The following is a 26285-nucleotide window of genomic DNA, read 5'->3' on the forward strand; positions in this document are numbered from 1 at the left end:
GCGGCGCGATCCGGGATCGCCCCGCTCCTCCTCCGTGTCCTTCTCGGCATCGGCGCCGGACAGGCCGGCGCCGGACGATGCCGACTACGGATGCCTACAGGTACTGACCGGTGTTGGCGACCGTGTCGATCGAACGGCCGGCCTCGGTGCCCTGCTTGCCCTGCACGAGCGTGCGGATGTAGACGATCCGCTCGCCCTTCTTGCCGGAGATGCGGGCCCAGTCGTCGGGGTTGGTGGTGTTGGGCAGGTCCTCGTTCTCGGAGAACTCGTCCACGCAGGCGGCCAGCAGGTGGGAGATCCGCAGGCCCTTCTGCCCGGTGTCGAGGAACTCCTTGATGGCCATCTTCTTGCCCCGGTCGACGATGTTCTGGATCATCGCGCCGGAGTTGAAGTCCTTGAAGTAGAGGACTTCCTTGTCGCCGTTGGCGTAGGTCACCTCGAGGAAGCGGTTCTCCTCGCTCTCGGCGTACATCCGCTCGACGGTCCGCTGGATCATCCCGGCGATCGTGCCCTCACGGCTGTCGCCGTGCTCGCTCAGATCCTCCGGGTGCAGCGGCAGCTCGCTGACCAGGTACTTCGAGAAGATGTCCTTGGCCGCCTCGGCGTCCGGCCGCTCGATCTTGATCTTGACGTCCAGGCGGCCGGGCCGCAGGATCGCCGGGTCGATCATGTCCTCGCGGTTGGAGGCGCCGATGACGATGACGTTCTCCAGGCCCTCGACACCGTCGATCTCCGACAGGAGCTGGGGGACGATGGTGTTCTCGACGTCGGAGGAGACGCCGGAGCCGCGGGTCCGGAAGATCGAGTCCATCTCGTCGAAGAACACGATCACCGGGGTGCCCTCGGAGGCCTTCTCCCTGGCCCGCTGGAACACCAGGCGGATGTGCCGCTCGGTCTCACCGACGTACTTGTTGAGGAGCTCGGGGCCCTTGATGTTGAGGAAGAAGCTCTTGCCGGACTGACCGGTCTTCTCCGCGACCTGCTTGGCCAGGGAGTTGGCCACGGCCTTGGCGATCAGCGTCTTGCCGCAGCCGGGCGGGCCGTACAGGAGCACGCCCTTCGGCGGGCGCAGCTGGTGCTCGCGGAACAGGTCGGCGTGCAGGTAGGGCAGCTCGATGGCGTCCCTGATCTGCTCGATCTGCCGGCTGAGGCCGCCGATCTCCTCGTAGGAGATGTCGGGGACCTCCTCCAGGACGAGCTCCTCCACCTCCGACTTGGGGATGCGCTCGTAGACGTAGTTGGATCGGGGTTCGAGAAGCAGGGAGTCGCCGGCGCGCAGCGGCTGGTCCAGCAGCGAGTGGGCGAGCTTGACGACCCGCTCCTCGTCCGCGTGGGAGATGACCAGCGCACGGTCGCCGCTCTCCAGCAACTCCTTGAGCATGACGATCTCGCCGACGTCCTCGTAGCCGAGGGCCTCGACGACGTTGAGCGCCTCGTTCAGCATGACCTCCTGGCCACGCTTGAGCGAGTCGGCGTCGACGGCCGGGCTGACGTTCACCCGGAGCTTGCGCCCGCCGGTGAACACCTCGATCGTGCCGTCGTCCCTGGCCTCCAGGAACACGCCGAAACCGGACGGCGGCTGCGCCAGCCGGTCGACCTCCTCCTTCAGGGCGACGATCTGGTCCCTGGCCTCCTTGAGGGTGGCGACCAGACGCTCGTTCTGGCTCGTCAGAGCGGCCACCTGTGCCTGCGCCTCATGGAGGCGCTCCTCGATGACCCTGGCCTGCCGGGGAGACTCGGCCAGCTTCCGGCGCAACGCGGTGATCTCCTCCTGCAGGAAGGAGACCTGTGTTGTGAGATCGGCGACCTCCCGTTCGCGCTGCGCGGCTCGAGCCTCAGCGTCGTCGCGAGCTGCCACGCCCCGTCACCTCCTTCCCCGTCGAGAACGACTACTCAAGACCCTACCTATCTTGGCGCTGTACGTAACCTGGCCGGGCAGTGTTCGTGTAGTTACGTTGGGTGTTCGGCGTTTGATGCCTTATGGGTGGAATATTCGGATCAGCATTAGCAACGCACCCGAATGCTCCCGTGTCACGGGGCTTTGCCGGGATGTGGCCGAATCGTCACACTTGTTCGGTCCCCTCTCCGTACGCCCCCTTGGCGGGGCGCCTGCGCCGCGGCGGGGGCGTGACGCCGTCCGCCATGCGACGGGCCGTGACGAGGAAACCCGTGTGGCCGACCATCCGATGGTCCGGCCGGACCGCGAGACCCTCGACATGCCAGTCGCGAACCAGGGTCTCCCACGCGTGGGGCTCGGTGAAACTCCCGTGCTCACGCAGAGCCTCCACCGTTCTGGACAACTGGGTCGTTGTCGCAACATAGCAGCAGATAACTCCTCCTGGGGTGAGGGATTTCGCCGCCGCGTCCACGCACTCCCAGGGAGCCAGCATGTCGAGGACGACGCGGTCCACGTCGGCCTCGTCGAGCGCGTCGACGAAGTCGCCGACCACCAGGCGCCACTGCCCCTGCGGGCCCCCGAAGAACTTCTCCACGTTCTTGGTGGCCACCTCGGCGAAGTCCGCGCGCCGCTCGTAGGAGGTGACCTTCCCCTCCGGCCCGGCCGCCCGCAGCAGGAAGCAGGTGAGCGCGCCCGACCCCACACCGGCCTCGACGACCCGCGCGCCGGGGAAGATGTCGGCCATAGCGACGATCTGCGCCGCGTCCTTCGGATAGACCACCGCCGCGCCGCGCGGCATCGAGACCGCGTAGTCGGCCAGCAGGTGCCGGAACGCCAGGTAGGACGTGCCGCCGGAGGACCGCACCACGGACCCCTCGGGCTGCCCGATCAGGTCGTCGTGCGGGATCGACCCCTTGTGCGTGTGGAAGACGCCGCCCTCTTTCAGCGTCACCGTGTGCCGCTTGTTCTTGGGGTCGGTGAGCTGGACCTGATCTCCAGCCCGGAACGGACCGTGCCTGCGAAAACCCATGCGGAAAAGGCTAGTGCCGCGACCGCCGAGGTTTGCCCGTCAGGAGCGGTGTCCAGAGTGGTGCATCGCAAGGCGGAGGAGGAGGCCATAGCGGAGCTATGGGCGACATCCTCGGGCCCCGCGGAAAGTCCGAGCTTGCGAGGAGTTTTCGTGGGTGGGGCGACAACGCGGCGAGGTGCCGCTCTGGGCGACGCGACGGGGCAAAAATCGGCGGGAGGGGCACAAGGTGCCGCGACCGCCGAGGTTTGCCCGTCCCAAGCCGTGGCCGCGAGTGTCCCCGGCCGCCGGAAAACGCCTGGCCGTGGCGGGGAGACCGCTGGTAACAATGGGACATGTTGCCCCAAGAGGCCATCCCCGCCGGTCCGGCCGTTCTGCGCCTGCCGGTCGAGGGGGACGCCGACCAGATCGCCCGCGCCTGCTCCGACCCCGGCATCTCGCGGTACGTCCCGTTCATGCCCTCGCCGTACACGCGGGACGACGCGCTGACGTGGATCACCAAGACCGTGCCCGAGAAGTGGGGGGACGGCGGCGCGTACTTCGTCGTCGCCGATCCCGCGACGGACGAGGTCCTCGGCGCCGCGGGGCTGCAACCGCGCGACCGCTTCGGCGCGTCCGACGTGGGCTACTGGCTCGCGCCGTGGGCGCGGGGGCGCGGCGTCGCCACCGCGGCCGTGCGGGTGCTCGCGGAGCGGGCCTTCGCCCTGAGCGTCACCCGGATCTCACTGCTGGCCGACGTGGACAACATCCCGAGCCAGCGGGTCGCCTTCCGGTCCGGGTTCGCCCACGAAGGCGTGCTGCGCGGGGCGGGCGTCCCCCGGGGCGACACCTCCTCCGACGTCGCCGTGTTCGGGCGGCTGAGCACCGACCCCGGCGATCCGATCACGCCCTTCCTGCCGTTCTTCCCCGGCGGCTCGCTCACCGACGGCGTGGTGCGGCTCACGCCGCTGACCGCCGCCGACGCCGCCGATCACTTCGCCCTGGCGTCCGTGCCCGACGTGACGGAGTCGCATGTGCCGCCCAGGCCACCGGTGTACGCCGCCAACGAGCTCGTCTGCCGGTACGCGCGCCATCGATGGCTGACCGGGCAGCGGATAGACGCCGCGATCAGGGACGAGCGCACCGGGGAGTTCGCCGGGGACATCCAGCTCACCGGCGTCGTCCCGGACCTCGGCCAGGCCATGCTCGGCTACAGCCTGCTCCCCGCCTTCCGCGGGCGCGGCCTGGTGACCCGGGCCGTGACGCTCCTGGTCGACTGGGCGTTCGGGCAGACGCCGCTGCGCAGGATCGTGGCCGGCACCACGACCGGCAACACGGCGTCGCACCGGGTGCTGGAGCGCGCCGGTTTCACCCGTGAGCATCTCGTACGGGGACTGCTGCCGGGCCCCGGCGGCACCCGCGTCGACGACCTCCAATGGGCCCGTACGCGCGACTGAGCCCTTCCCCGGACCTCGTGGAGGATCGCGGAACGGACAACCCGCCCGCGCTCGGGCGCCGCCCGGAACCCGGCACCCGAGCGCGGGCCGTCCGCGGCCCGCCACGCCCGCTGGGGCGTCCCGGCCACACCGATGCCGGCCGGCCCCTCAGTCGGCGCCGTACGCGGCCCGCAGCTTGGCGAAGGCGGCATCCGTCCCCTGGAGCGCCCGGTCGATCTCCTCGTCGGTGTGGGCGGCCGACAGGAACCAGTTGTGCCAGGGGTGCAGGTAGACGCCCTCCTCAAGGCAGGCCCCGGCCCAGTGGATGCCCTTCTCCAGCGTGTCGTCGCCCTCGAAGGACAGCCACGGCACCTGCACCGGGCCGGTCTGCCGCACCACGAAGCCGTGGGCGGCGGCCTGGGCGGCGAGCCCCTCGCGCAGCCGGGTCCCCGCCCGGTGCATGAGCGCGGGCCCGTCGCTCTCCCGCAGGATCTCGATCGTCGCCTTGGCGGCGGCCATCGCGGTCGCGGAGAACCAGAACGAGCCGGTCGAGTACAGCGACTGGGCCGCCCCCCGGAGCGCGTCGGCGCCGGTGAGCGCGGCGATGGGGAATCCGTTGGCCATCGCCTTGCTCCAGGCCGTGAGGTCGGGGCGCACGCCGAGCGGCTCCCACGAGCCGCGCAGGTCCAGCCGCCACCCGGCCCGCACGTCGTCGATCACCAGCGCCGCGCCGAGGCGGTCGGCCAGCGCCCGCACCCCCCGGGCGAACCCGGCGTCCGCGGGCTCCTGGTCCTCGAACGAGTCGTGCTTGAAGGGGGTGACGAGGATCGCGGCGACGTCGCCGTCCGCCTCGGCCGCCGCCGCCTCGGCGCTCGCGAGATCGTTGTAGGTGAACTCGATCGTGTCCGCCCGCTGGTTGGGGGTGACCCCCGAGAGGCCGGGCGTGCACCAGGGGTCGGCGCCGTGGTAGGCGCCGTGGGCGACGAGGACCTTGGTCCGGCCCGTGGCCGCCCTGGCCACCATCAGGGCCTGCGTGGTGGCGTCGGTGCCGTTCTTGGAGAACATCGCCCAGTCCGCCGACGGGATCAGGTCGACCAGCAGCTCGGCGAGCTCGACCATGACCGGCCCCGGGCCGTTGAGACAGTCGCCGGACGCCTGCTGCGCCGCGGCGGCGGCCTCGACCCGGGGCTCGCGGTGGCCGACGATCATCGGTCCCCAGCTGCACATCAGGTCGACGTACTCGCGGCCGTCCGCGTCCCACTGACGGGCGCCCTCGGCCCGGACGAAGAACTGGGGATAGCGGTCTCCGTGCAGGACCGCGTTGAGGTGGCCGTACATGCCACCGGGGATGACCTTCGCGGCACGGGCCCGCAGGGACGCGTCGACGGACATGGGCGGACTCCCGGGGTTTCGGAGGAGGGGGAACCGGAGCGGCGGGGACCGGGACCGGAGGGAGATCAGTCGTCGACGGGGCCGTCCAGGCCGGCGTCGGAGCCGAGCCCGCCGGCGACCCGCGCGGCGACGGCCGTGCCGAGGCGGGCGGCGCCGAGCACGTCCCGGCCGCGCAGCAGGCCGGCGGCGAACCCGGCGCAGTACGCGTCGCCGCAACCGGTGGTGTCGACGACCGGCACGTCCAGGGCGGGCACACGGGTGAACCCCCCGGCGGTGGCCACGAGGCTGCCGGCGGCCCCGAGGGTGACGATCACGCCCTTCGGGCCCTCGCCGAGCAGCGCGGCGGCGGCCTCCTCCGGGGTCGCGGCGCCGGTGAGCATGAGGGCCTGCTCCTCGTTGGGCAGCAGGTAGTCGACGTGCGGCAGGAACGCCCGTACGGCGGGCATCAGGTCCGGCAGGTTGGACAGCAGGTCCAGCGTGACGATCGTGCCACCCTCGCGGGCCTTGCCGAGCAGCGCGTAGAACTCGGGGTCGTGCAGGCCCCAGGTGACGTCCATGCCGCCGAGGTGCACCACCTTCGCGGCGGTCAGGCGGCCGGCGTCGAGGTCGGCGGTCGCCAGGCCCAGGTTGGCCCCGGGCACGTGGAACGAGGGCCGTCCCCCGTCCGGCCGGATCGGCAGGATGGAGGCGGCGGTCTGCTCCCCCGGACGGCGCACGACGCCGCTCACGTCGACGCCGTGCCGCGCCATGATCATCAGGAGGAAGTCGCCCAGCTCGTCGCCGCCGACGGCGCCCATGGTGGCCACCGGCACACCGATCTTCGCGAGGGCCACGGCCGTGCCGGCGGCCGCCCCCGCGGCGGTGATGCGGATCTGCTCCAGCAGGTGGGTGTCCTGGCCGGACGGGATGGACTCGACCGGGCGGGCCAGGACGTCGACGATATGTACGCCGACTGTCACAACCGTCATGTGCGGATAATAGACGGGCGCCCGACTACGATGTCAACCGAGGTGATGGAGCGTGCCGAAGAGCGTCAACCATGAGGAACGCCGGGGGGAGGTCGTCGCGGCGGCCCGCCGGATCATCCTGCGCGACGGCATCGAGGCGGCGACGACCCGGGCCATCGCGAAGGAGGCCGGCTACTCCAACGGCGTGCTCACGCACTATTTCGCGGACAAGGACGAGATCCTGCTGTCGGCGCTGGAGGCCTCGCACCGGCGCATCGCCGACCGGCTGCGGGAGAAGCTGTCCGGCCGCACCGGGCTGGCGGCGCTGCGGGAGCTGCTGCTCGACAACGTCCCCCTCGACGGCGAGCGCGCCGGGGAGACCGGGCTCGAGGTCGGCTTCTGGGGGCGCTGCCTGACCAGTCCCGCGCTGCTGGAGGTGCAGCGGCGGGAGGCCGCCGAGCTTCGCTACGTGGTGACCAGCCTGCTGAGGTCCGCCGCCGAGGCCGGTGAGATCCGTACGGACGAGGACCCGGAGGACGTGGCCGAACGGCTGCTCGCGCTGGTGGACGGCCTCAGCGTGCACCGGCTGCTGTATCCCGCGAACGTCACCGCCGAGCGGCTGGAGCGGCTCCTGCTGCGCGAGATCGACCGACTGCGCGGCGGCTGACCGGCCGCCGGGAGCCCGTATCCGGGTCCCCGGCGGTCCGGCCGCCGTCTCAGGCGGGCGTCAGGCGGGGCGGTGCGCCTCGTAGCGCATGGTGCGGGAGACCCCGATGCGCACGGTCGTGCCGGGCAGGATCGGCACCGGCTCGTTCGGCGGGATGTCGTAGAAGTTGGGGTCGCCCGGCGGCTGGATCTGCGTGCCGTTCACCGACCCCAGGTCGAGCAGGTTGACGTCCCAGTTCTCCAGGAACACCCGCAGGTGCCGGCGGGACACCGAGCCGTCCGGGCTGGTGACCCTGGCCGGCCTGGCCTCGCCCGACTGCACCTCGGGGGCCCGCTCCGGGTCGCGGCCCAGCAGGTAGTCGGCCTCCAGCGGCAGCGCCATGCCGTCGTCGAGCAGCAGCGCGCCGAGCGGCGGGCGCGGGCCCTTGTACGGCACCACCGCCCGCTGGTCGATGGGGACGCCGCAGACCGCGCAGTACGGCGCACGTGGGTCGTTGAAGTGGTCGTTCTTGCAGTCGACGCCGTACACCATGGGCCGCGGCTCCGGGTCGGGCGCCACGTCGAGCTGGGTCGCCTCCCCCGGCTCGTCGTCGGCGGCCTGCGACGCCCCCTCGAAGGGCCCGTCGAAGGGTCCGTCGAACGGGCCGCCCAGCGGTCCGCTTCCCGGCCCGTCCGGGGAGCCGCCCCGGTCCTGTGCTCCCCGGTCCTGGGCGGGCCCGTCCTGGGCGTCCTGGGGCCCGCCGCGGTCGTCGGACGGCTCGGGCAGCCCCGGGGACTGCTGCGGCCCGGAATGGGACGGGGTGTAGGGCGGGGCTGGCTGGGGGCCGGAGTGCTGCGCGGGCGCCGGGTCCGACAGTCCGGACGGCAACGGCGGCAGCGGCTGGGAGACGTGCGGCGGCTGGGCGGGCGGGGGGACCGGCTGGGACGACGGACCGGACGACTGGGGCGCCGCGTGCTCGGCCGACGGCCCAGGGCCGGACAACGGCCCGCCGCCGAACGGCGAGACGGGCGGCGAGAGGGGCGGCTGGGCGGGCGGGGAGACGGGCGGGGGCGGCACCACGGGCCCCCGCGGCCCGATCGGCTCCGGCACCCCCACCGGCGGGGGCTGCGCGCCCGTGTGCTGCCCCTGATGCTGCGGCTGGTGCTGCGGCGGGCGCGGGGGCAGCGGCGGGAAGGCGAGGTCGCCGTGCCGGGTGAGGTCGCACTCCAGCCCGGCTCCCGTGACGACGCCGCCGTCCAGCCGGGCGTACGGGCTCGACGGGCCGGCTCCCGGCAGGCGCAGCAGCACCGTGGACACCGGGCCGTTGACGAGGCGGTCGGTCCAGGTCAGCGCGTCGTGCCCGGCGAGGCGCACCTCGCCCTCCGGGCCGGACACGCTCGCGTACGCGGCCCCGCTGACCAGCACGGCCACGCCTCCCCCGGCGGGACCGGCGACCGCGCAGGCCACCGGCTCCCCGATCGAGCGGTCCATGGCGCGCGCGAGCACCTGGGCCACGCGCCGGGCCAGCGCCCGGCCGTCCCCGCCCGTCGTGGCGGTCTCGTGCAACGCGCTCAGCAGGTCCTCGACCGGCTGGTCGCCGCCGGTGGCGCACACGAGCAGCAAGCCGTTCAGATGGGCGACCACGCCCTCTCCCGGCAGCGGGCGGACCACCCCCACGCCCTGTTCCGTCACAGAAGTTCTCCCTCCGGAAACGCCACCGGATGTCCGGCATCATCGCCGGCACGCCGTGTGCCGGATCGATCACCCCAGAAAGTAGCAAAAAGTATGGTGAACCGGCCTGCCGGAGCGCGCGTACGGGCGACCGAGCGTGCTCGGGCCCCGGTCTCGCTCAGCACCCTAGTCCCCGGCCGTCCCGATGACGAGTGCGCGGGCCCCGCCCCGGGCGCACCGGCCCGCCCGGCCCGGAAGGCCCGGGTGACGCTCAGACCCCGCTGAACATGCGGTTGACGTCGGCGGTGGCGAGCACGCCGTAGATCTCTCCGCCGCGCTCGACGAGCAGGTATTCGGGCGCCGGAGAGCCCCGCATGGCGTCGAGCAGCGACTCCCCCTCCAGGTCGGCGCCGAGCACCAGCGCGGGCTCCAGGGTGCGCGACAGGGCCCCGACGTTCACCCACGGCCTGCGCTGCTCGGGAGTGGCGTTGACCGCCGCCTCGTTCACGATGCCCACAGGGTGCCCGTCGTGGTCCACCACCACCATCGCCCCGGCTCCGGACTCGCGCGCCCGGCGCAGGCCCTCGGAGAGCGGCACCTCGGCGGTGACCGGGATCGCCCTGCGCGCCAGCACCCGGGCCCGCAACTGCGGCAGCCGGGCCCGTACGCGGGCGACCCGCAGCGACTGGGAGGCCCCGAGCCAGATGAACGACGCCAGCACCACCGTCCAGAGCATGCTGCCGATGGCCGGCTCCTGCCCGGCCATCAGGTTCATCAGGAGCGGCACCACGACCACCGCGACCGCCACGCCGCGCCCGACCCACGCGGCGGCCATCGTGCCCGTGCCCGAGTCGCGCTTGACCTTCCACACGGCCGCCCGCAGCATCCGCCCGCCGTCGAGCGGCAGGCCGGGCAGCAGGTTGAACACGCCGACGATCAGGTTGGACAGCCAGAGCTGCCACATCAGCACCTGGGCCAGGCCGCCCGGCGGCACCACGAACGCCTCCACGAGGGCCCCGATCCCGGCCAGCCCCAGCGACAGCAGCGGCCCGGCGAAGGCCACGTTGAACTCCCGGCCCGCCGTCTCGGGCTCGCGCTCGATCTCCGAGACGCCGCCCAGCATGTAGAGGGTGATCCGGCGCACCGGCAGGCCGTAGTGCTTGGCCACCACGCAGTGCGCCAGCTCGTGCAGCAGGACGGAGACATACAGCAGCACGGCGAAGGCCAGCGCGACCAGGTAGGTGGCGGACTCGCCGTAGCCGGGCAGCATGTCGGCGAACCGCGGCTGGAAGCTGACCGTGATGAACGCCGCCACGATGAGCCACGTCGGCGAGACGTAGACGGGAATGCCGAACGGCCGCCCCATCCGCAGTCCGGTGGACTCCTTGGCAGGTGTGCTCATTTGGCCGCCTTCCCTCCCGCGCCCCTCGATGCTACGCGGCGCGACGTGAGATCAGCCTAAGAGCTGCCCGCCCGCCGCGGAGCACGCGATCGTCGCGGCGGTACGGGAGACTGCGGCGGGGAGACGGCGGCGAGGGGACCGCCGGCGCGGACGCGTTCTGTCGGCTCGATGTCCTACAGTTCCGGCATGACCCTCGCCGAAGAGCGCGCCGTTATCGGGGCGCTGTCCCCCTCCCGGGCCGGTGACTTCATGACCTGCCCCCTGCTCTACCGGTTCAGGGTGATCGACCAGCTGCCCGAGCGTCCCTCGGCGGCCGCGGTCCGCGGCACCCTCGTCCACGCCGTGCTGGAGCGGCTGTACGACCTGCCGGCCGAGGCGCGGACGGTCGCCGCGGCGCAGGAGCTGCTGGAGCCGCAGTGGCGGCGGCTGCTGACCGAGGAGCCCGACTACGCGGGGCTGTTCGAGACCGACGAGGAGCGCGACGCCTGGCTGACCCAGGCCCGCGGCATGGTCGAGCGTTACTTCACGCTGGAGGACCCGCAGCGGCTGGAGCCCGCCGAGCGCGAGATGTACGTCGAGGCCGTGCTCGACAGCGGCCTGCTGCTGCGCGGCTACATCGACCGGCTCGACGTGGCCCCGACCGGCGAGACGCGGATCGTGGACTACAAGACGGGCACGGCGCCGGGGCGCGAGTGGGAGGCCAAGGCGCTGTTCCAGATGAAGTTCTACGCGCTGGCGCTGTGGCGGCTGAAGGGGCAGGTCCCCCGGATGCTCCAGCTCATGTACCTCGGCAACGGCGAGATCCTCCGCTACGTCCCCGACGAGGCGGACCTGCGGGCCACCGAGCGCAAGGTCGAGGCGCTGTGGGCGGCGATCGAGCGCGCGGTGCGCACCCGGGAGTGGCGGGCCCGCCGCTCGCGGCTGTGCGACTGGTGCGACCACCAGGCCCTGTGCCCGGAGTTCGGCGGCACGCCGCCGCCCGTGCCGGACCGCGAGCCCGGCCTGTCGGCCCGCGTGAACAGGCGGTCCGCCGCCGACGAGATCTAGCGGCCCCGCCCCCCGGCGCCGTCTCGGCACCGCTCCGCCCGGGCACATCGCCGGGGCCGGTGTGCCGGGGCGTGTCCCACGCTCGCCGGGCCAGTGCGCGCATCCTCCGTACGGAGGATGCGGGATTTCCCTCCCGGGCAGGGTGGACACGCGCGGGGACGGCCTAAGTTTGGTACGTGCGCACCACCCCCGGCAGTACGCGATCCTGGCTTCGGGCTCATCCCCTGGTCTTCGACGCGATCCTCGCGGTGGTGCTGACGACCGCGTCCCTGTGGTGGATCGCCTCGGCCGGCCCCGAGGAGGGGGCCGGCTGGCTGCGGTCCGCGACGCCCCGTCCGGCGGACGCGTTGAACCTGGTCCTGGCGGCGGCCTGCACGCTGCCCGTGGCGCTGCGGCGTAGCCGGCCCCTCGTCCTGCTCGTGGCCACCTGCGTCCCGCAGGCGGCGCTCGACACACTCCACTACGACCCCGGTCTCAGCGAGTTCGGCGGGCTCGTGCTGCTCTACTCCGTGGCCGCCTACCGGGGACTGGCGCTGAGCCTGGCCGCCCTCGTCGTCTCCTTCTCCTCCTACGTCGCCAGCGCCGTCAGCGGGGTCATCACCCCGTCCTGGACCGACCACGTCGTCGTGACCGCCGTCCTGCTGCTGTGCTGGGTGTGCGGCCGGGCGTTGCGGTTGCGCCGCGCCTACCTCGACGAACTGGTCCAGCGGGCGCACCGGCTGGAGCGGGCGCGGGACGCCGACACGCGGGCCGCCCGGGCCGAGGAACGCTCCCGGATCGCCCGCGAGCTGCACGACGTGGTGGCCCACCACGTGAGCGTGATGACCGTGCAGGCCGCCGCGGCGCGCCGGATGCTCGACACCAAGCCGGACGTCGCCCGCGACGCCCTCACCGCCATCGAGGAGATGGGCCGTACGGCGATGGCGGAGATGCGCAACATCGTCGGCGTGCTGCGCACCGACGGCCCGGCCGAGCGCGGGCCGCAGCCGGGCATGCAGGACCTGCCGGCGCTGGTCGAGCAGATGCGCGAGGCGGGCCTGCGCACGCAGTTGCGCATCGAGGGCGACCGGCCCGGCCTGCCGCCCGGGGTCGACCTCGCGGCCTACCGCCTCGTGCAGGAGGCGCTCACCAACAGCCTGCGGCACGCCGGGCCCGCGGCCCGCGCGTGGGTCACCGTACGGCACGAGGGGAACGAGCTGACCCTCCAGGTCGAGGACGACGGGCGGGGTGCGGCCGAGGAATCGGTGCGTATCGGTGGCAAAGGTCACGGGCTCGTCGGCATCCGCGAGCGTGTGGCCCTCTATGGTGGAGTCCTGCGGATCGGACCCCGCGTCGGGGGCGGGTTCGAGGTCCGCGCCCGCTTCCCGTTGAAGGACAGCCCCCTGAAGGACAGGCCCGTCAGGGTCGGCTCCGGCAGGGACGGCTCCGGCAAGGGCGGTCCGGGCAGGGAGCTTCCCCTCAGGCACGTCGCCCCCGGCGACGACACGACCGAGCACGCCCCCGAACACGGCACGACCGGGCACGACGCCCACGAACACGGCACGACCGGGCACGAACGCGCCACGAACCATCCCCTCAAGCACGGCCCCCTCAAGGACACGACATGACGATCAGGGTGTTCTCCCCCGCGCGGCGGCGGGTCGCCGCGACGCCCAGGACGGACGGATCATGACGATCCGGGTGTTGCTGGTCGACGACCAGCCTCTGTTGCGCACCGGATTCCGGTTCATCCTCGAAGCGGAGGCCGACGTCACCGTCGTGGGCGAGGCCGGCGACGGCGCGACGGCGATGGAGCAGTCCCGCGCCCTGCTGCCCGACGTGGTGCTCATGGACGTCCGCATGCCCGGCACCGACGGCATCGAGGCCACCCGCCGCATCGTGCGCGAGGCCGCGCCAACCGCCCACGTGCCGAAGGTGCTCGTGCTGACCACGTTCGACCTGGACGAGTACATCGTCGAGGCGCTGCGCGCGGGCGCGAGCGGGTTCCTGCTCAAGGACGTGCCCCCGGACGACCTGGTGCAGGCGATCCGGGTGGTGGCGGCCGGCGACGCCATCGTGGCGCCGAGCGTCACCCGGCGGCTGCTGGACCGGTTCGCCGCCCGGCTGCCCTCCGCGCACCAGCAGGCCACCCCCGCGCGGCTCGACCGGCTCACCGAACGCGAGCTGGAGGTCCTGCGCCTCATCGCCAAGGGCATGTCGAACGCGGAGATCGCCGCCACGCTGGTGGTCAGCGAGACGACCGTCAAGACCCACGTGGGGAACGTGCTGACCAAGCTCGGCCTGCGTGACCGGGTGCAGGCGGTCGTGCTCGCCTACGAGACCGGGCTGATCATCCCCGGCGCCTTCTCCTGAGCCTCACCGCGGGCGGGCGCACGCTCCTCCTCGGGGAGTAGCGAAGCCCGCCGGATCCTCCTGTGGGCGCAGGCGCGGGCCGTACGCGCGGCCGATGCCCGGCCGGGCCCGCCCCGGGTACCGTCGGAGACAGGGCGTGGCCGTGGGGGCGCGGAACACGCCCCGCCGGTACGGCTCCCGGGGACCGTCTGGGGGGAAGGACGGAGGGAGCCGTACCGGCGGAGGACGCCGCGCGCCGGTCACTCAGGCGAGGGCGCCGCCCTCGGGGGCGGGGGCGGCCTCGGCCGGGACCGCGCCCGTGGAGACCGTGCCTCCCAGGACGCCCTCCGAGACGCCTCCCGGGGACCCGGCGACGTTCTCGGGGAAGTGGCAGGCCACCTGGTGGCCGGGGGCGAGCGTCTCCAGCGGCGGCTCGACCGTCCGGCAGACCTCCTGCGCCTTCCAGCAGCGGGTGTGGAACCGGCAGGCGGGCGGCGGGTTCAGCGGCGAGGGCACGTCGCCCTGCAGCCGGATCCGCTCCCGGCCCGCGCGCCGCTTCGGGTCCGGGATCGGGACCGCCGACAGCAGCGCGTTGGTGTACGGATGCATGGGCGATTCGTACAGGCCCTTGCGGTCGGCGATCTCGACGATCTTGCCGAGGTACATCACCGCGACGCGGTCGCTGATGTGCCGCACCACCGACAGGTCGTGCGCGATCACGACGTAGGTCAGGTCGAGCTCCCCCTGCAGGTCTTCCAGCAGGTTGACGACCTGGGCCTGGATCGACACGTCGAGCGCGGAGACCGGCTCGTCCGCGATGATCAGCTTGGGCTTCAGCGCGAGCGTCCTGGCGATCCCGATGCGCTGCCGCTGACCGCCGGAGAACTCGTGCGGATAGCGGTTGTAGTGCTCGGGGTTCAGGCCGACGAGCTCCAGGATCTCCTGGACCGCCTTCTTCGTGCCCTGCTCGGTCTTGATCCCCTGGATCCGGAACGGCGCGCCGACGATGGCGCCGACCGTGTGGCGGGGGTTGAGCGAGCTGTAGGGGTCCTGGAAGATCATCTGCACGTCCCGGCGGAGCGGGCGCAGCCGCCCCTGGGACATGTGCGTGACGTCGTGCCCCTCGAAGACGATCTTCCCGCCGGTGGGCTCGATCAGCCTCGTGATGAGGCGTCCGGTGGTGGTCTTGCCGCATCCCGACTCGCCGACCAGGCCGAGGGTCTCCCCCTTCCTGACGTCGAAGCTGATGCCGTCGACGGCCCTGACCGCGCCGACCTGCCGCTGGAGCAGGCCCTTGGTGACCGGGAAGTGCTTCTCCAGCCCCTGTACGGACAGCAAGGGCTCCTCGTTCACGAAGCCTCCAGGTTGGGCTTGACTTCTTTCTGCCAGATGGCGCGCCTGCGCTCGGCCGGCAGGTGGCAGCGCACCAGGTGGCCGCCCTCGCTCTCCAGCAGCTCGGGGACCTCCACCTTGGCCAGGCCGCCCGTACGCTCCTCGAACACGCAGCGCGGGTGGAACGCGCAACCGGACGGCACGTTGATCAGCGACGGCGGCGAGCCCTTGATCGGCAGCAGCCGCTCGGTCGGCTCGCGGTCCAGCCGCGGCATCGAGCCGAGCAGGCCCCACGTGTAGGGGTGCTCGGGCCGCTCGAAGATGTCCTCGGAGGTGCCGTACTCCACGCACTTGCCGCCGTACATCACGAGGATGTCGTCGGACAGCTCGGCGACCACGCCGAGGTCGTGGGTGATGATGATCAGCGCGGCGTCGAAGTCGCGCTGCAGGTCGCGCATGAGGTCGAGGATCTGCGCCTGCACGGTCACGTCGAGCGCGGTCGTCGGCTCGTCGGCGATCAGCAGCTCGGGGTCGCAGCTGAGCGCCATCGCGATCATCGCGCGCTGCCGCATCCCGCCGGAGAACTCGTGGGGGTAGCTGTCCACCCGCCGGTCCGGCTGCGGGATGCCGACCCGGCCCAGCATGTCGACCGCGTGCTTGCGCGCGACCTTCTTGCTGACGTCGTTGTGGATGCGGTAGGCCTCGATGATCTGGCTACCGACCGTGTAGAACGGGTGCATCGCCGACAGCGGGTCCTGGAAGATCATCGCCATCTTCTTGCCGCGGAGCCTCCGCACGTGCTCCTGGCTCGCGCCGACGAGCTCCTCGCCGTCCAGCCAGATCTCGCCCGAGATGCGGGCCCGGCCGCCCTTGTGCAGGCCGAGGATGCCGAGGCTGGTGACGCTCTTGCCCGACCCGGACTCTCCGACGATGCCGAGGGTCCTGCCCCGCTCCAGCGAGAACGACAGCCCGTCGACCGACTTGACCAGGCCGTCGTCGGTCGGGAAGTGGATCCGCAGGTCCTTCAGTTCCAGGAAGCTCATCCCAGCCTCACCCTCGGGTCCACGACGGCGTACAGGAGGTCGACGATCAGGTTGGCGAGCACCACGAACAGGGTGACCAGCAGCACGACGCCCATGATCTTGGGCAGGTCGTTGGACTGGATCGCCTGGACGGCGTACTTGCCGAGCCCGGGGAGGGAGAACGTGCTCTCGGTCAGCACCGCGCCGCCGAGCAGCAGCCCGAGGTCCAGGCCGAAGATCGTCAGGATGGGGGTGAGCGCGCCGCGCAGGCCGTGCTTCACGATGACCTTCGACTCCGGCAGGCCCTTCGCGCGGGCCGTCCGGATGTAGTCCTCCCCCATCGTCTCCAGCATGCCCGCCCGGGTCAGCCGGGCGTAGCTCGCCGCGTAGAGGAAGGCCAGCGTGATCCACGGCAGGATGAGGTCGTACGCCCACTCACCGGGGTTCTCGGTGATGGCCGTGTAGCTGCCGCCCGGCGCCGTGATGCCGAACCGGTAGCTGAAGAACACCAGGCAGATGATGCCGGTGAAGAAGATCGGCAGGGAGACCCCGGCCAGGGCCACGCCCATCGCGGCCCGGTCGAAGAAGCTGCCCCTGCGCAGCGCGGACACCACGCCCGTGGCGACGCCCGCGATCAGCCAGATGATCGACGCTCCGATGGCGAGCGACACGGTGACGGGCAGCCGGTCCAGCAGTTCGGGCCACACGGGCGTCTTGGTGATGAACGAGTAGCCGAGGCAGGGAGCCGGGCAGTGCTCGACGCTCGCCCCGGTGTCGTATTCGGCGCCCAGGACGATTCCCTTGACCCATCTGCCGTACTGCACCACCAGCGGATCGTTGAAACCGAGCTTGTCCGCGATGGCCGCCACCGTCTCCGCCGAGGCGCCCTTGCTGCCGACGTAGCGGCTCGCGAAGTCGATCGTCGTGACGCCCGCCAGACGCGGGATCACGAAGAAGATGGAGAAGGTGACGATGCTCACCACGACGAGCATCAGCACCGCGGCGATGAGCCGCCGGATGATATATGAGACCACTGTTCCCCCGGCTCCGGGAGGCCGGCCGGTCGCCCGGCCGGACCCCCTTGCGCCTTGCCTCGTCGCCTAACGGTTACTCGACACCCATGTTGAGGTAGTCGTACATGTCCCAGGCGCCCGAGACGAACACGTTCGTCAGGCCCTTGCCCCGCAGAAGCAGGCCCTTCGACCACACCTCCGGCAGGACGTAGGCGCCCTCCATGACCTTCTGGTCGATCTGGCCCCAGATCGCGTCGCTCTTGGTCTTGTCCTGCTCGCTGTTGGCCTGGTCGATGAGGCCGTCGATCTCGTCGCTGCGCACGCTCAGGTTGTAGTTGCCCGCCGCGCGGACGACCCGGCTGTCGACGATCTGCGACATGAAGCCGAAGCCCGTGTTCCAGTCGGCCGACCAGCCGTTGGTGGCGAGGCCGATGTTGTTGGCCTTGGTGTAGGCCGGCTTGCCGGCGTAGCTGGAGAAGTACTCGCTGGTGGGGAAGCCCTTCAGGGTCAGCTTGATGCCGACCTTGGCGAGCGCCTGCTGCAGCGACTCGGCCGCCGCCTGCTCCTTCGGACGGTCCGAGCGGAACGTCATCACGGTCTCGAAGCCGTCGGGCTTGCCGCAGGCCTGCAGCGCCGCCTTGGCCTTCTCGACGTCGCCCGTGGCGGTCGGGTACAGGTCGAGCTTCTTCCAGCCGCCGATCGACGGCGGCATCAGGCCGGTCGCGATCTCGCCGGCGAGCTGGCCGCCGTAGGCGTTCTGCAGGCCGACCCGGTCGGCGCCGTAGATGATCGCCTTGCGGCAGTCGACGTTGTCCAGCGGCGGGTTGTCGCCGAGGATCGAGATGTACCAGGTCCGGGAGCCGGTCGGGTTGTCGGTCCGGTTCTTGAGCTGCGGGTCGGCCTGGATCGTGCCGACCGCCGCGGCCTGGACGCCGGTGCCGGCCAGGTCGACGTGCAGGTCGCCGGCGACGATCCGGTTGTCCAGGTCGTTCGCCTCGACGCCGAGCGAGACCTCGTAGCGATCCGGCAGCGCCTTGCGGATCGGGTCGGTGGCCTGGTCCCAGTTCGGGTTGCGGACGAGGGTGTACTGCTTGCCCTCCTCGACCTTCTCGAACATGTACGGACCCGACGCGACCGGGTGCTGGCGGTACTTGATGCCGGTGTCCTTGTCCTTGGGCACCGGCACGGTGGCGGGCAGCGCGGCGAAGTTGTCGAAGCCGGAGAAGGCCTTCTTGAGGTGGAAGACGATCGTCTGGTCGTCCGGCGTCTCGATGGCGGAGTCGGTGTTGACGTCCGGCGTCTTGTAGACGCTCTTGAAGTCCTTCGGCAGGTCCAGCCAGTCGTTGAAGTACGTCGGGCCGTTGACGAAGGTGTCCTTGTCGAGCTGGCGCAGCACGGCGTACTTCACGTCCTTGGACGTGATGGGGGTGCCGTCCTCGAACTTGACGCCCTGCCGGAGCTTGTAGGTCCAGGTCTTGCCGTCGTCGGACGACTTGCCGAGGCTCTCCGCCAGGTCGGGGACCAGCTCGCGGCCGCCCTGCCCGGGGGCCGGCTTGTACGTCACCAGCGGGCGGCCGTAGATGCGCGAGAAGTTCCACGACAGACCGTAGTAGGTGTCACCGGGGTCGATGGAGTCCCACGCCTCGGTGATGGCCATCTTGAGCGTCCCCCCCTTCTTGTCGGAGGGGTTCACCACGCTTTCCAGACCGGCGTTGGCCTGCGCCTCCTGGCTGCCCGCCGCCGAACCGGAGTCGTTCTTGGTCTCTCCGCCGCCGCCACCGCCGCACGCGGAAAGGCCCAGGGAGAGAGCGACACCCGCGGCCAGGAAGGCCGGTGTGGCGTATCTCTTCTTCATGTGTATTGCACCCCTTGTAGGTAGGAGCCGGGGAACCGGAGGGATCAGCGGGACGACTTGGGATCGAGCGCGTCGCGGAGACCGTCGCCGAAGAGGTTGAAGGCGAGCACCGTGATGAAGATCGCCATGCCGGGGAAGAACATGAAGTGCGGGACCGTGTAGTACTTCACGGCCGCCGACAGCATGCCGCCCCAGGTCGCGGTGGGCGGCTGGATGCCCACGCCGAGGAACGACAGCGCCGCCTCGAACAGCACGTTCGTCGGGATCAGCAGCGTCGCGTAGATGAGGATCGGCGCGATCAGATTCGGAAGAACCTCGCGGAAGAGGATATAGGGCCCACGCGCCCCCAGGCTTCGCGCGGCGTCCACGAACTCGCGCTCGCGCAGCGACAGCGTCTGGCCCCGGATGATCCGCCCGATGTACGGCCAGTTGAAGAAGCCGATGACGAAGATCAGCAGCAGGATGCGGAGCGTGTCGCCCTTCACCGCGAGCTGGGTCTCGAACTGGCCGAGCACGCCGACCAGCGAGAGCGCGAAGACCAGGAGGGGGAAGGCGAGGAAGATGTCCATCGCCCGGCTGATCAGGGTGTCCACCCAGCCGCCGAAGTAGCCGGCCACGATCCCCATGACCGTCCCGATCACGACCGACAGGAGCGTGGCGAAGAAGGCCACGAGCAGCGAGATCCGGGCGCCGTAGACGACCCGGCTGAACAGGTCGCGCCCGTTGACCGGCTCGACGCCGAACAGGAAGTCCTTGCCGATGCCGCTGCCGCCCTTGGGCTGCATGGTCAGGGTGTCGATCATCTCCTGGTGGAACTCGTTCGGCGGATGGCCGAACCAGCCCACGAGCAGCGGCGCGAAGATCGCGACCAGGATCAGGAGGACCACGACGAGGCCGCCGGAGATGGCCACCTTGTCGCGCTTGAGCCGCATCCAGGCGATCTGGCCGAGCGAGCGGCCCTGGATGGGGGCGCCGCCGGCCTTGGCGACGGCCTCCGGCTCCGCGCGCATCTCCTCACCGGAGACGTCGAGAGGGGCGCTCACCGGGCCCCTCCGGTGGCCGCTGTACTGCGGGCGGCGCACTCAGAAGAGCCGGAGTACGGCACTGAGGCGGAGGAGCGAAGTTCGCTCATGACCTTGCTTCGCGCGGCCATTTGGTGTACGGCCCCCTGGGTCCCAGACGACATTGTCCAGCGGGGCCCGCTGTCGACGGCGCCCCGCAAACGGACAATGTATGCGTTGAGCTGGGATGACCAGTCCCCAGAGCAGGCCTGTGGCCCAACTGTGATTTACCAGAAACTTATTCGTGTTGATCTTGAAAGGATTGTCGGAGTCCCGTTTCGATTGTGTCGTGGAACTGTAACATTGCACCCACGGGTAACTTGGTCCCACGATGTGGGATGTTCAGCCGATCCCGCGCCGCTTCAGGATGTCCTCGATGTCGGAAAAATCGTCCGCCGCGGACTGTTCGACCTGACGTGGTGCCGCCTTCGTGGTTTGCGCCTTCTTGGGCGTTTCAGCCTTCGGTGCGGCCGGTGTCGTCTCGGCGGGGCCGGGGCGGGCCGTACGGGCCCGGGAGAGCGAGCGGCCGCGCATCGCGCCGGACACGACGAACAGCACCGCCGACAGGCCCGCCACGGCCACACCGGCCCACGCGAGCGGCGACAGCACCAGACCGGTCACAAAGCTCACGGCGGCCGTGCCGATGTTCCACAGCGTGGCCTGCGCCCCGGTGAGATAGGCGGCCAGCGGCAGCAGGGACCACGCGGCGGCCCGCAGACCCGCGGCCGCTCCCCTGCGGCGGAAGGCCAGATAGGTGAGCACGAGGCCCACCGCGGTCAGGCCGCCGCACACCGGCAGCCAGGCGATGTCGTTGTAAGTCATGGCGGGGCCCCTTCGTCACGTACCTCCATCCTGGCATCCGCGACGCGATCATGTGGGGCCCGCGCCACCCCGATTCAGCGGACGAGTGCCCGGAGAAAATCCACGTCCACGTCGAGCAGCGACGGCATGACGACCCGCCCGGGCGCCTGCGCGATCGGCAGCACGCCCGGCACGGCGACGACCCGGCAGCCCGCCGCCGTCGCCGACGCCACGCCGTTCGGCGAGTCCTCCAGCGCGACGCACCGCCCCGGGTCGACCGACAGCAGGCCCGCCGCCGTGAGGTACGGCTCCGGGTGGGGCTTGGTGCAGGTGACGTCGTCGGCCGTCACGATCACTTCGAAGTGCTCCCGGCCCACGGCCTTCAGCACGGCGTCGGCGATGATCCGCAGCGACGACGTGACGAGCGCGGTGCGCACCCCGTGGTCGGCGAGCCCGCGCAGCAGGTCGAGGGCGCCCGGCATCGGCGTCACGTCGGCCGACAGCCTGCTCTCCATACCGTCGATCAGCCACTGCCCCACCAGCATGGGATCGACGTCCGCCCGCGTCAGCTCCAGCATGTATCTGACGGTGCGGTCCCAGGAGCCGCCCACGAGCTGCTCCTGGTGCTCCGGGCCCCAGGTGCCGCCGAGGCGGGTGACCACCTCGGTCTCGACCTCGAACCACACCCCTTCGGTGTCGACGAGCAGCCCGTCCATGTCGAACAGCACGGCGTCCACGTGGCCCCTTTCCCCCGGGTCACCCCCGATGAGGGGGGACTGACATGGTACGGGGGCCGCGTGGGCGCGACGACGGCCGGTCGGACGTTGCGGCGCCCGTCCGGGTGCCCGGTCAGACGTTGAAGTACTTCGCCTCGGGGTGGTGGACGACCAGGGCGGAGGTGGCCTGCTCCGGGTGGAGCTGGAACTCCTCCGACAGCGTCACGCCGATACGCGCGGGGTCGAGCAGCTCCATGACCTGCACCTGGTCCTCCAGGTTGGGGCAGGCCGGGTAGCCGAAGGAGTAGCGGCAGCCGGTGATGTTCACCTTGAGCATGTCGGCCAGCGACTCGTCGCCGCCGATGCCCAGCTCCGACCGCACCCGCGCGTGCCAGTATTCGGCCAGCGCCTCGGTGAGCTGCACCGACAGGCCGTGGAGCTCCAGGTATTCGCGGTAGGCGTCCTTCGCGAACAGCTCGGCCGCGGCCGCGCTGACGCGGTTGCCCATCGTGACGACCTGGAGGCCGACGACGTCCACCTCCCCCGACTCGCGGGAGCGGAAGAAGTCGGCCAGGCACAGGTGGCGGTCGCGGCGCTGACGCGGGAAGGTGAAGCGGGTGCGCTCCTTGCCGTCCTCGTCGAGGATGATCAGGTTGTCGCCCTCGCTCACGCAGGGGAAGTAGCCGTAGGCGACCGCCGCCTCCAGCAGGTTCTCCGTCTGCAGGCGCTCCAGCCACATCCGCAGCCGGGGCCGTCCCTCCGTCTCGACCAGTTCCTCGTACGACGGGCCGTCGCCGCCCCTGGCGGCCTTCAGGCCCCACTGGCCCATGAACGTCGCCCGCTCGTCGAGGAACGCGGCGTAGTCGGCCAGCGGGATGCCCTTCACCACCCGGTCGCCGAGGAACGGCGGGACAGGCACGGGAACGTCCGCCGCGACGTCGGAGCGGGCCGGGACGTCCTCCTCCGCGGTCCGCGTCAGCACCGCCCCGGTCTTCACCCGGCGCGCGCGCAGCGGCGGCAGCGACGCGCCGTCCTCCCCGCGCTTGACCGCCATGAAGGCGTCCATCAGGCGCAGGCCCTCGAACGCGTCACGGGCGTAGCGGACCTCGCCCCGGTACACGTCGGCCAGGTCCTGCTCGACGTACGCCCTGGTCAGCGCGGCGCCGCCGAGGAGCACCGGGAACTTTCCGGCAAGACCCCGGGAGTTCAGCTCCTCGAGGTTCTCCTTCATCACGACGGTGGACTTCACCAGCAGCCCGGACATGCCGATCACGTCGGCCCGGTGCTCCTCGGCGGCCTCCAGGATCGCCGACACCGGCTGCTTGATGCCGAGGTTCACCACGTCGTAGCCGTTGTTGGACAGGATGATGTCGACGAGGTTCTTGCCGATGTCGTGCACGTCGCCCTTCACCGTGGCGAGCACGATGCGGCCCTTGGTGCTGCCCTCGACCTTCTCCATGTGCGGTTCGAGGTAGGCCACGGCCGTCTTCATCACCTCGGCCGACTGGAGCACGAACGGCAGCTGCATCTCGCCGGAGCCGAACAGCTCGCCGACGACCTTCATGCCGTCGAGCAGCACGTCGTTGATGATCTCCAGTGCGGGCCGCTGGGCGAGGGCCTCGTCGAGGTCGGCCTCCAGGCCCTTGCGCTCGCCGTCGATGATGCGCCGCTTGAGCCGCTCCCAGAGCGGCAGCCCGGCCAGCTCGGCCGCCTTCCCGGCCTTCATCGACGCCGCGTCCACGCCCTCGTACAGCTCCATGAACCGCTGCAGCGGGTCGTAGCCCTCGCGCCTGCGGTCGTACACCAGGTCGAGCGCGACCTGGCGCTGCTCGTCCGGGATCCGGTTCATGGGCAGGATCTTGGAGGCGTGCACGATCGCGGAGTCCAGCCCCGCGTTGACGCACTCGTTCAGGAACACCGAGTTCAGCACGATGCGCGCGGCCGGGTTGAGACCGAACGACACGTTGGAGACGCCGAGCGTGGTCTGCACGGTCGGATAACGGCGCTTGAGCTCGCGGATCGCCTCGATCGTCTCGATACCGTCGCGCCGGGTCTCCTCCTGGCCGGTGGCGATCGGGAACGTCAGGCAGTCGACGATGATGTCCTCGACCCGCATGCCCCAGTTGTGCACCAGGTCCTCGATGAGCCGGGCGGCGATCCGCACCTTCCACTCGGCGGTGCGGGCCTGGCCCTCCTCGTCGATGGTCAGCGCGACCACGGCCGCGCCGTGCTCCCGCACCAGGCGCATGACCTTCTGGAACCGCGAGTCGGGGCCGTCGCCGTCCTCGTAGTTCACCGAGTTGATCACGGCCCGGCCGCCGAGCATCTCCAGGCCCGCCTCCAGCACGGCCGGCTCGGTCGAGTCGAGCACGATCGGCAGCGTCGAGGCGGTGGCGAAGCGGAACGCCAGTTCCTTCATGTCGGCCACGCCGTCGCGGCCGACGTAGTCGACGCACAGGTCCAGCAGGTGCGCGCCGTCGCGGGCCTGCGCCCGGGCGATCTCGACGCACTCCTCGTAGTTGCCCGCCAGCATCGCCTCGCGGAACGCCTTGGAGCCGTTGGCGTTGGTCCGCTCGCCGATGGCCAGATACGACGTGTCCTGCCGGAACGGCACGTGCTGGTACAGCGAGGCCGCGCCGGCCTCGGGACGGGGGCGCCGCTCGCCGCGGGCGCGCCCGCCGACCCGCTCGACCACCTGGCGCAGGTGCTCGGGGGTCGTGCCACAGCAGCCGCCCACGAGGGCGAGCCCGTAGTCGCGGGTGAAGTTCTCGTGCGCGTCCGCCAGCTCGCCCGGGCTCAGCGGGTAGTAGGCGCCGTCGGACGTGAGCTGCGGCAGCCCGGCGTTGGGCATGCACGAGAGCGGCACGCGGGCGTGCCTGGCCAGGTAGCGCAGGTGTTCGCTCATCTCGGCGGGGCCGGTGGCGCAGTTGAGCCCGATCAGGTCGACGCCGAGCGGCTCGATCGCGGTCAGCGCGGCGCCGATCTCGGAGCCGAGCAGCATCGCGCCGTTGGTCTCGATGGTGACCTGGGTGATGATCGGAACGTCCCGCCCGGCGGCCTCGACGGCCCGCTTCGCGCCGACGACGGCCGCCCGGACCTGGAGCAGGTCCTGGCAGGTCTCGATGATCAGGGCGTCGGCCCCGCCGGCGATCAGGCCGGCGGCGTTGTCCCGGTAGGCGTCGCGCAGCGTCTCGTACGGCAGGTGGCCGAGCGTGGGGAGCTTCGTGCCGGGACCCATCGAGCCGAGGACGAACCGGGGCCGGTCCGGCGTCGACCAGTGGTCGGCCCGCTCCCTGGCGAGGCGCGCGCCGGCCTCGGACAGTTCGAAGATGCGGTCTTCGATGCCGTACTCGCCGAGGGCCGCACGGTTGGCGTTGAAGGTGTTGGTCTCGACGCAGTCGACCCCCACCTCCAGGTAGGCGTCGTGGACGGCCCGCACGATGTCGGGACGGCTCACGTTGAGCACGTCGTTGCAGCCCTCGTGGCCCTGGAAGTCGTCAAGGGTGGGGTCGTAGGACTGCAGCATCGTCCCCATGGCCCCGTCAGCGATCAGAACTCGCTCGGACAGCACGGTACGGAAGGACGGTCTGCTGGTCATGGAGAAAGACTATCGGCCCGCCGGGCGGATCACCGATTCCGCGCACCGAAAGGGGAGGACCGGTGGAGAAGGGGCGGGCCTTTCCGCACCCTCTGACATCGCCGCAGGTCGGGGCCGCGCCACGGGCGGGTGTGCCCGGCGAAGGTGACGGGCGGGGCCCCTCACCGAATAGTCTTGGAGTGAGCCATACTGCATAGGGCCAGTGAGGGAGGCGGCGCGTGATCGAGTTCGAAGGGCTCCCCGAGCTCGTCGACCCGGTGCTGATCGCCGCGTTCGAGGGGTGGAACGACGCCGGCGAGGCGTCCAGCGGCGTGCTCGCGCACCTCGAGGCCGAGTGGAAGGCCACGCCACTCGTGGAGCTGGACCCCGAGGACTACTACGACTTCCAGGTGACGCGGCCGGTGATCGAGCTCGGCGACGGCCTCACCCGCTCCGTCGTCTGGCCGACCACCCGGCTGCTGCTGGCCCGCCCGCCGGGCGCCAAGCGCGACGTGGTGCTGCTGCGCGGCATCGAGCCCAACATGCGGTGGCGCTCGTTCTGCGCGGAGCTCGTGGGGCTCTGCCACGACCTCGGGGTCGAGCTGGCGATCCTGCTCGGCGCGCTGCTCAACGACTCGCCGCACACCCGCCCGGTGCCGATCACCGGCTCCGTGAGCGACCTCGGCCTGGCCCGCGCGCTCAACCTGGAGCTGAACAAGTACGAGGGCCCGACCGGCATCGTCGGCGTGCTCCAGCACACCCTGGGCACGGCCGGGCTGGAGACCGTGTCCCTGTGGGCGTCGGTCCCCCACTACGTCGCCCAGCCGCCCAACCCCAAGGCGACGCTGGCGCTGCTGCGCCGCATCGAGGACATGCTCGACATCCCCATGCCGTACGGCGACCTGGCCGAGGAGGCGCGGGCCTGGGAGCACGGCGTGGACGAGCTCGCCGCGCAGGACACCGAGGTCGCCGAGTACGTCAAGGAGCTGGAGGAGCGCAAGGACGCCGCCGAGCTCCCCGAGGCCAGTGGGGACGCGATCGCCGCCGAGTTCGAGCGCTACCTGCGCCGCCGCGACCGCGGCACCGACCGCTGATCCGGCGGCGTCAGGCGCCCGCGTCGAGAGCGGCCGGGG

General features: G+C 71.3%; 20 protein-coding genes. 6 read left to right on the plus strand and 14 right to left on the minus strand.

From position 1 onward, the window contains the following. Positions 1 to 94: 94 nt before the first annotated feature. Both arc and HHX37_RS18020 read right to left on the minus strand, forming a co-directional pair. Positions 95 to 1858, minus strand: a complete 1764-nt coding sequence (arc, locus tag HHX37_RS18015) for a proteasome ATPase (RefSeq protein WP_117408706.1) — start codon at positions 1856 to 1858, stop codon at positions 95 to 97. Between the two features lie 205 nt (positions 1859 to 2063). Further along, a complete protein-coding gene (locus HHX37_RS18020) occupies positions 2064 to 2927 on the minus strand; it encodes a tRNA (adenine-N1)-methyltransferase (protein WP_117408707.1) in 864 nt (287 codons plus the stop codon). A gap of 332 nt (positions 2928 to 3259) precedes the next feature. Here HHX37_RS18020 and HHX37_RS18025 point away from each other — a divergent pair, with 332 nt between their 5' ends. Beyond that, positions 3260 to 4360, plus strand: coding sequence for a GNAT family N-acetyltransferase (locus tag HHX37_RS18025; RefSeq protein ID WP_182886149.1), 1101 nt, complete (start codon positions 3260 to 3262; stop codon positions 4358 to 4360). A gap of 147 nt (positions 4361 to 4507) precedes the next feature. Here the strand turns inward: HHX37_RS18025 and HHX37_RS18030 are convergent, their stop codons facing one another. Beyond that, a complete protein-coding gene (locus HHX37_RS18030; protein WP_182880686.1) occupies positions 4508 to 5731 on the minus strand; it encodes an aminotransferase class III-fold pyridoxal phosphate-dependent enzyme in 1224 nt (407 codons plus the stop codon). Positions 5732 to 5796: 65 nt separating this feature from the next. Beyond that, positions 5797 to 6699: a carbohydrate kinase family protein gene (locus HHX37_RS18035; RefSeq protein ID WP_182886150.1), complete on the minus strand. Its 903-nt coding sequence runs from the start codon at positions 6697 to 6699 to the stop codon at positions 5797 to 5799. 52 nt (positions 6700 to 6751) lie between these two features. Here HHX37_RS18035 and HHX37_RS37770 point away from each other — a divergent pair, with 52 nt between their 5' ends. Continuing rightward, entirely contained in the window at positions 6752 to 7345 is a 594-nt protein-coding gene (locus HHX37_RS37770) for a TetR/AcrR family transcriptional regulator (protein ID WP_182886151.1), read from the plus strand. Between the two features lie 60 nt (positions 7346 to 7405). Here HHX37_RS37770 and HHX37_RS37775 read toward each other — a convergent pair whose 3' ends face one another. After that, positions 7406 to 9016 (minus strand): FHA domain-containing protein, encoded by a 1611-nt coding sequence (locus tag HHX37_RS37775; protein WP_182886152.1) that lies wholly within the window; start codon positions 9014 to 9016, stop codon positions 7406 to 7408. 250 nt (positions 9017 to 9266) lie between these two features. Then, a complete protein-coding gene (locus HHX37_RS18050) occupies positions 9267 to 10397 on the minus strand; it encodes a site-2 protease family protein (RefSeq protein WP_117410590.1) in 1131 nt (376 codons plus the stop codon). 186 nt (positions 10398 to 10583) lie between these two features. Here HHX37_RS18050 and HHX37_RS18055 point away from each other — a divergent pair, with 186 nt between their 5' ends. The 3 genes from HHX37_RS18055 to HHX37_RS18065 all read left to right on the plus strand — a co-directional run bounded on the left by HHX37_RS18055 (position 10584) and on the right by HHX37_RS18065 (position 13796). Beyond that, positions 10584 to 11444 carry a PD-(D/E)XK nuclease family protein gene (locus HHX37_RS18055; protein ID WP_117410591.1) on the plus strand — a complete coding sequence of 287 codons (861 nt, stop codon included), beginning with the start codon at positions 10584 to 10586 and terminating at the stop codon, positions 11442 to 11444. 176 nt (positions 11445 to 11620) lie between these two features. Continuing rightward, positions 11621 to 13051 (plus strand): sensor histidine kinase, encoded by a 1431-nt coding sequence (locus tag HHX37_RS18060; RefSeq protein ID WP_182886153.1) that lies wholly within the window; start codon positions 11621 to 11623, stop codon positions 13049 to 13051. Positions 13052 to 13112: 61 nt separating this feature from the next. Further along, positions 13113 to 13796 carry a response regulator gene (locus tag HHX37_RS18065; protein ID WP_117410593.1) on the plus strand — a complete coding sequence of 228 codons (684 nt, stop codon included), beginning with the start codon at positions 13113 to 13115 and terminating at the stop codon, positions 13794 to 13796. A gap of 243 nt (positions 13797 to 14039) precedes the next feature. On the opposite strand, the gene HHX37_RS18070 is transcribed toward HHX37_RS18065, so the two are convergent. The 8 genes from HHX37_RS18070 to metH form a co-directional block, all read right to left on the minus strand. Then, entirely contained in the window at positions 14040 to 15128 is a 1089-nt protein-coding gene (locus HHX37_RS18070) for an ABC transporter ATP-binding protein (protein ID WP_182880690.1), read from the minus strand. After that, positions 15125 to 16150 (minus strand): ABC transporter ATP-binding protein, encoded by a 1026-nt coding sequence (locus tag HHX37_RS18075; protein WP_182874583.1) that lies wholly within the window; start codon positions 16148 to 16150, stop codon positions 15125 to 15127. Before HHX37_RS18075 ends, HHX37_RS18070 begins: the two co-directional genes overlap by 4 nt. Beyond that, positions 16147 to 17163, minus strand: a complete 1017-nt coding sequence (locus HHX37_RS18080) for an ABC transporter permease (protein ID WP_182874582.1) — start codon at positions 17161 to 17163, stop codon at positions 16147 to 16149. The genes HHX37_RS18075 and HHX37_RS18080 overlap by 4 nt, the downstream gene beginning before the upstream one ends. Before the next feature lie 73 nt (positions 17164 to 17236). After that, on the minus strand, positions 17237 to 18997 hold the full coding sequence (locus HHX37_RS18085) for an ABC transporter substrate-binding protein (protein ID WP_182880692.1): 1761 nt from the start codon (positions 18995 to 18997) through the stop codon (positions 17237 to 17239). Positions 18998 to 19041: 44 nt separating this feature from the next. Continuing rightward, positions 19042 to 20007 carry an ABC transporter permease gene (locus tag HHX37_RS18090; protein ID WP_182874669.1) on the minus strand — a complete coding sequence of 322 codons (966 nt, stop codon included), beginning with the start codon at positions 20005 to 20007 and terminating at the stop codon, positions 19042 to 19044. 393 nt (positions 20008 to 20400) lie between these two features. Next, positions 20401 to 20880: a cellulose synthase gene (locus tag HHX37_RS18095; protein ID WP_182886154.1), complete on the minus strand. Its 480-nt coding sequence runs from the start codon at positions 20878 to 20880 to the stop codon at positions 20401 to 20403. 74 nt (positions 20881 to 20954) lie between these two features. Then, positions 20955 to 21596, minus strand: a complete 642-nt coding sequence (locus HHX37_RS18100; protein WP_117410598.1) for an HAD family hydrolase — start codon at positions 21594 to 21596, stop codon at positions 20955 to 20957. Positions 21597 to 21708: 112 nt separating this feature from the next. Beyond that, the gene (gene metH, locus HHX37_RS18105; RefSeq protein ID WP_182880694.1) at positions 21709 to 25173 is read right to left on the minus strand and encodes a methionine synthase; all 3465 of its coding nucleotides are present in this window, start codon (positions 25171 to 25173) and stop codon (positions 21709 to 21711) included. Between the two features lie 218 nt (positions 25174 to 25391). On the opposite strand from metH, the gene HHX37_RS18110 reads away from it, so the two are divergent. Next, complete coding sequence (locus tag HHX37_RS18110) at positions 25392 to 26246, plus strand: PAC2 family protein (RefSeq protein WP_117410600.1); 855 nt, start codon at positions 25392 to 25394, stop codon at positions 26244 to 26246. The last annotated feature ends 39 nt before the right edge of the window (positions 26247 to 26285 follow it).

Origin of the sequence: Microbispora sp. H10885, from assembly GCF_014161415.1 — a bacterium.
GTDB lineage: Bacteria > Actinomycetota > Actinomycetes > Streptosporangiales > Streptosporangiaceae > Microbispora > Microbispora triticiradicis.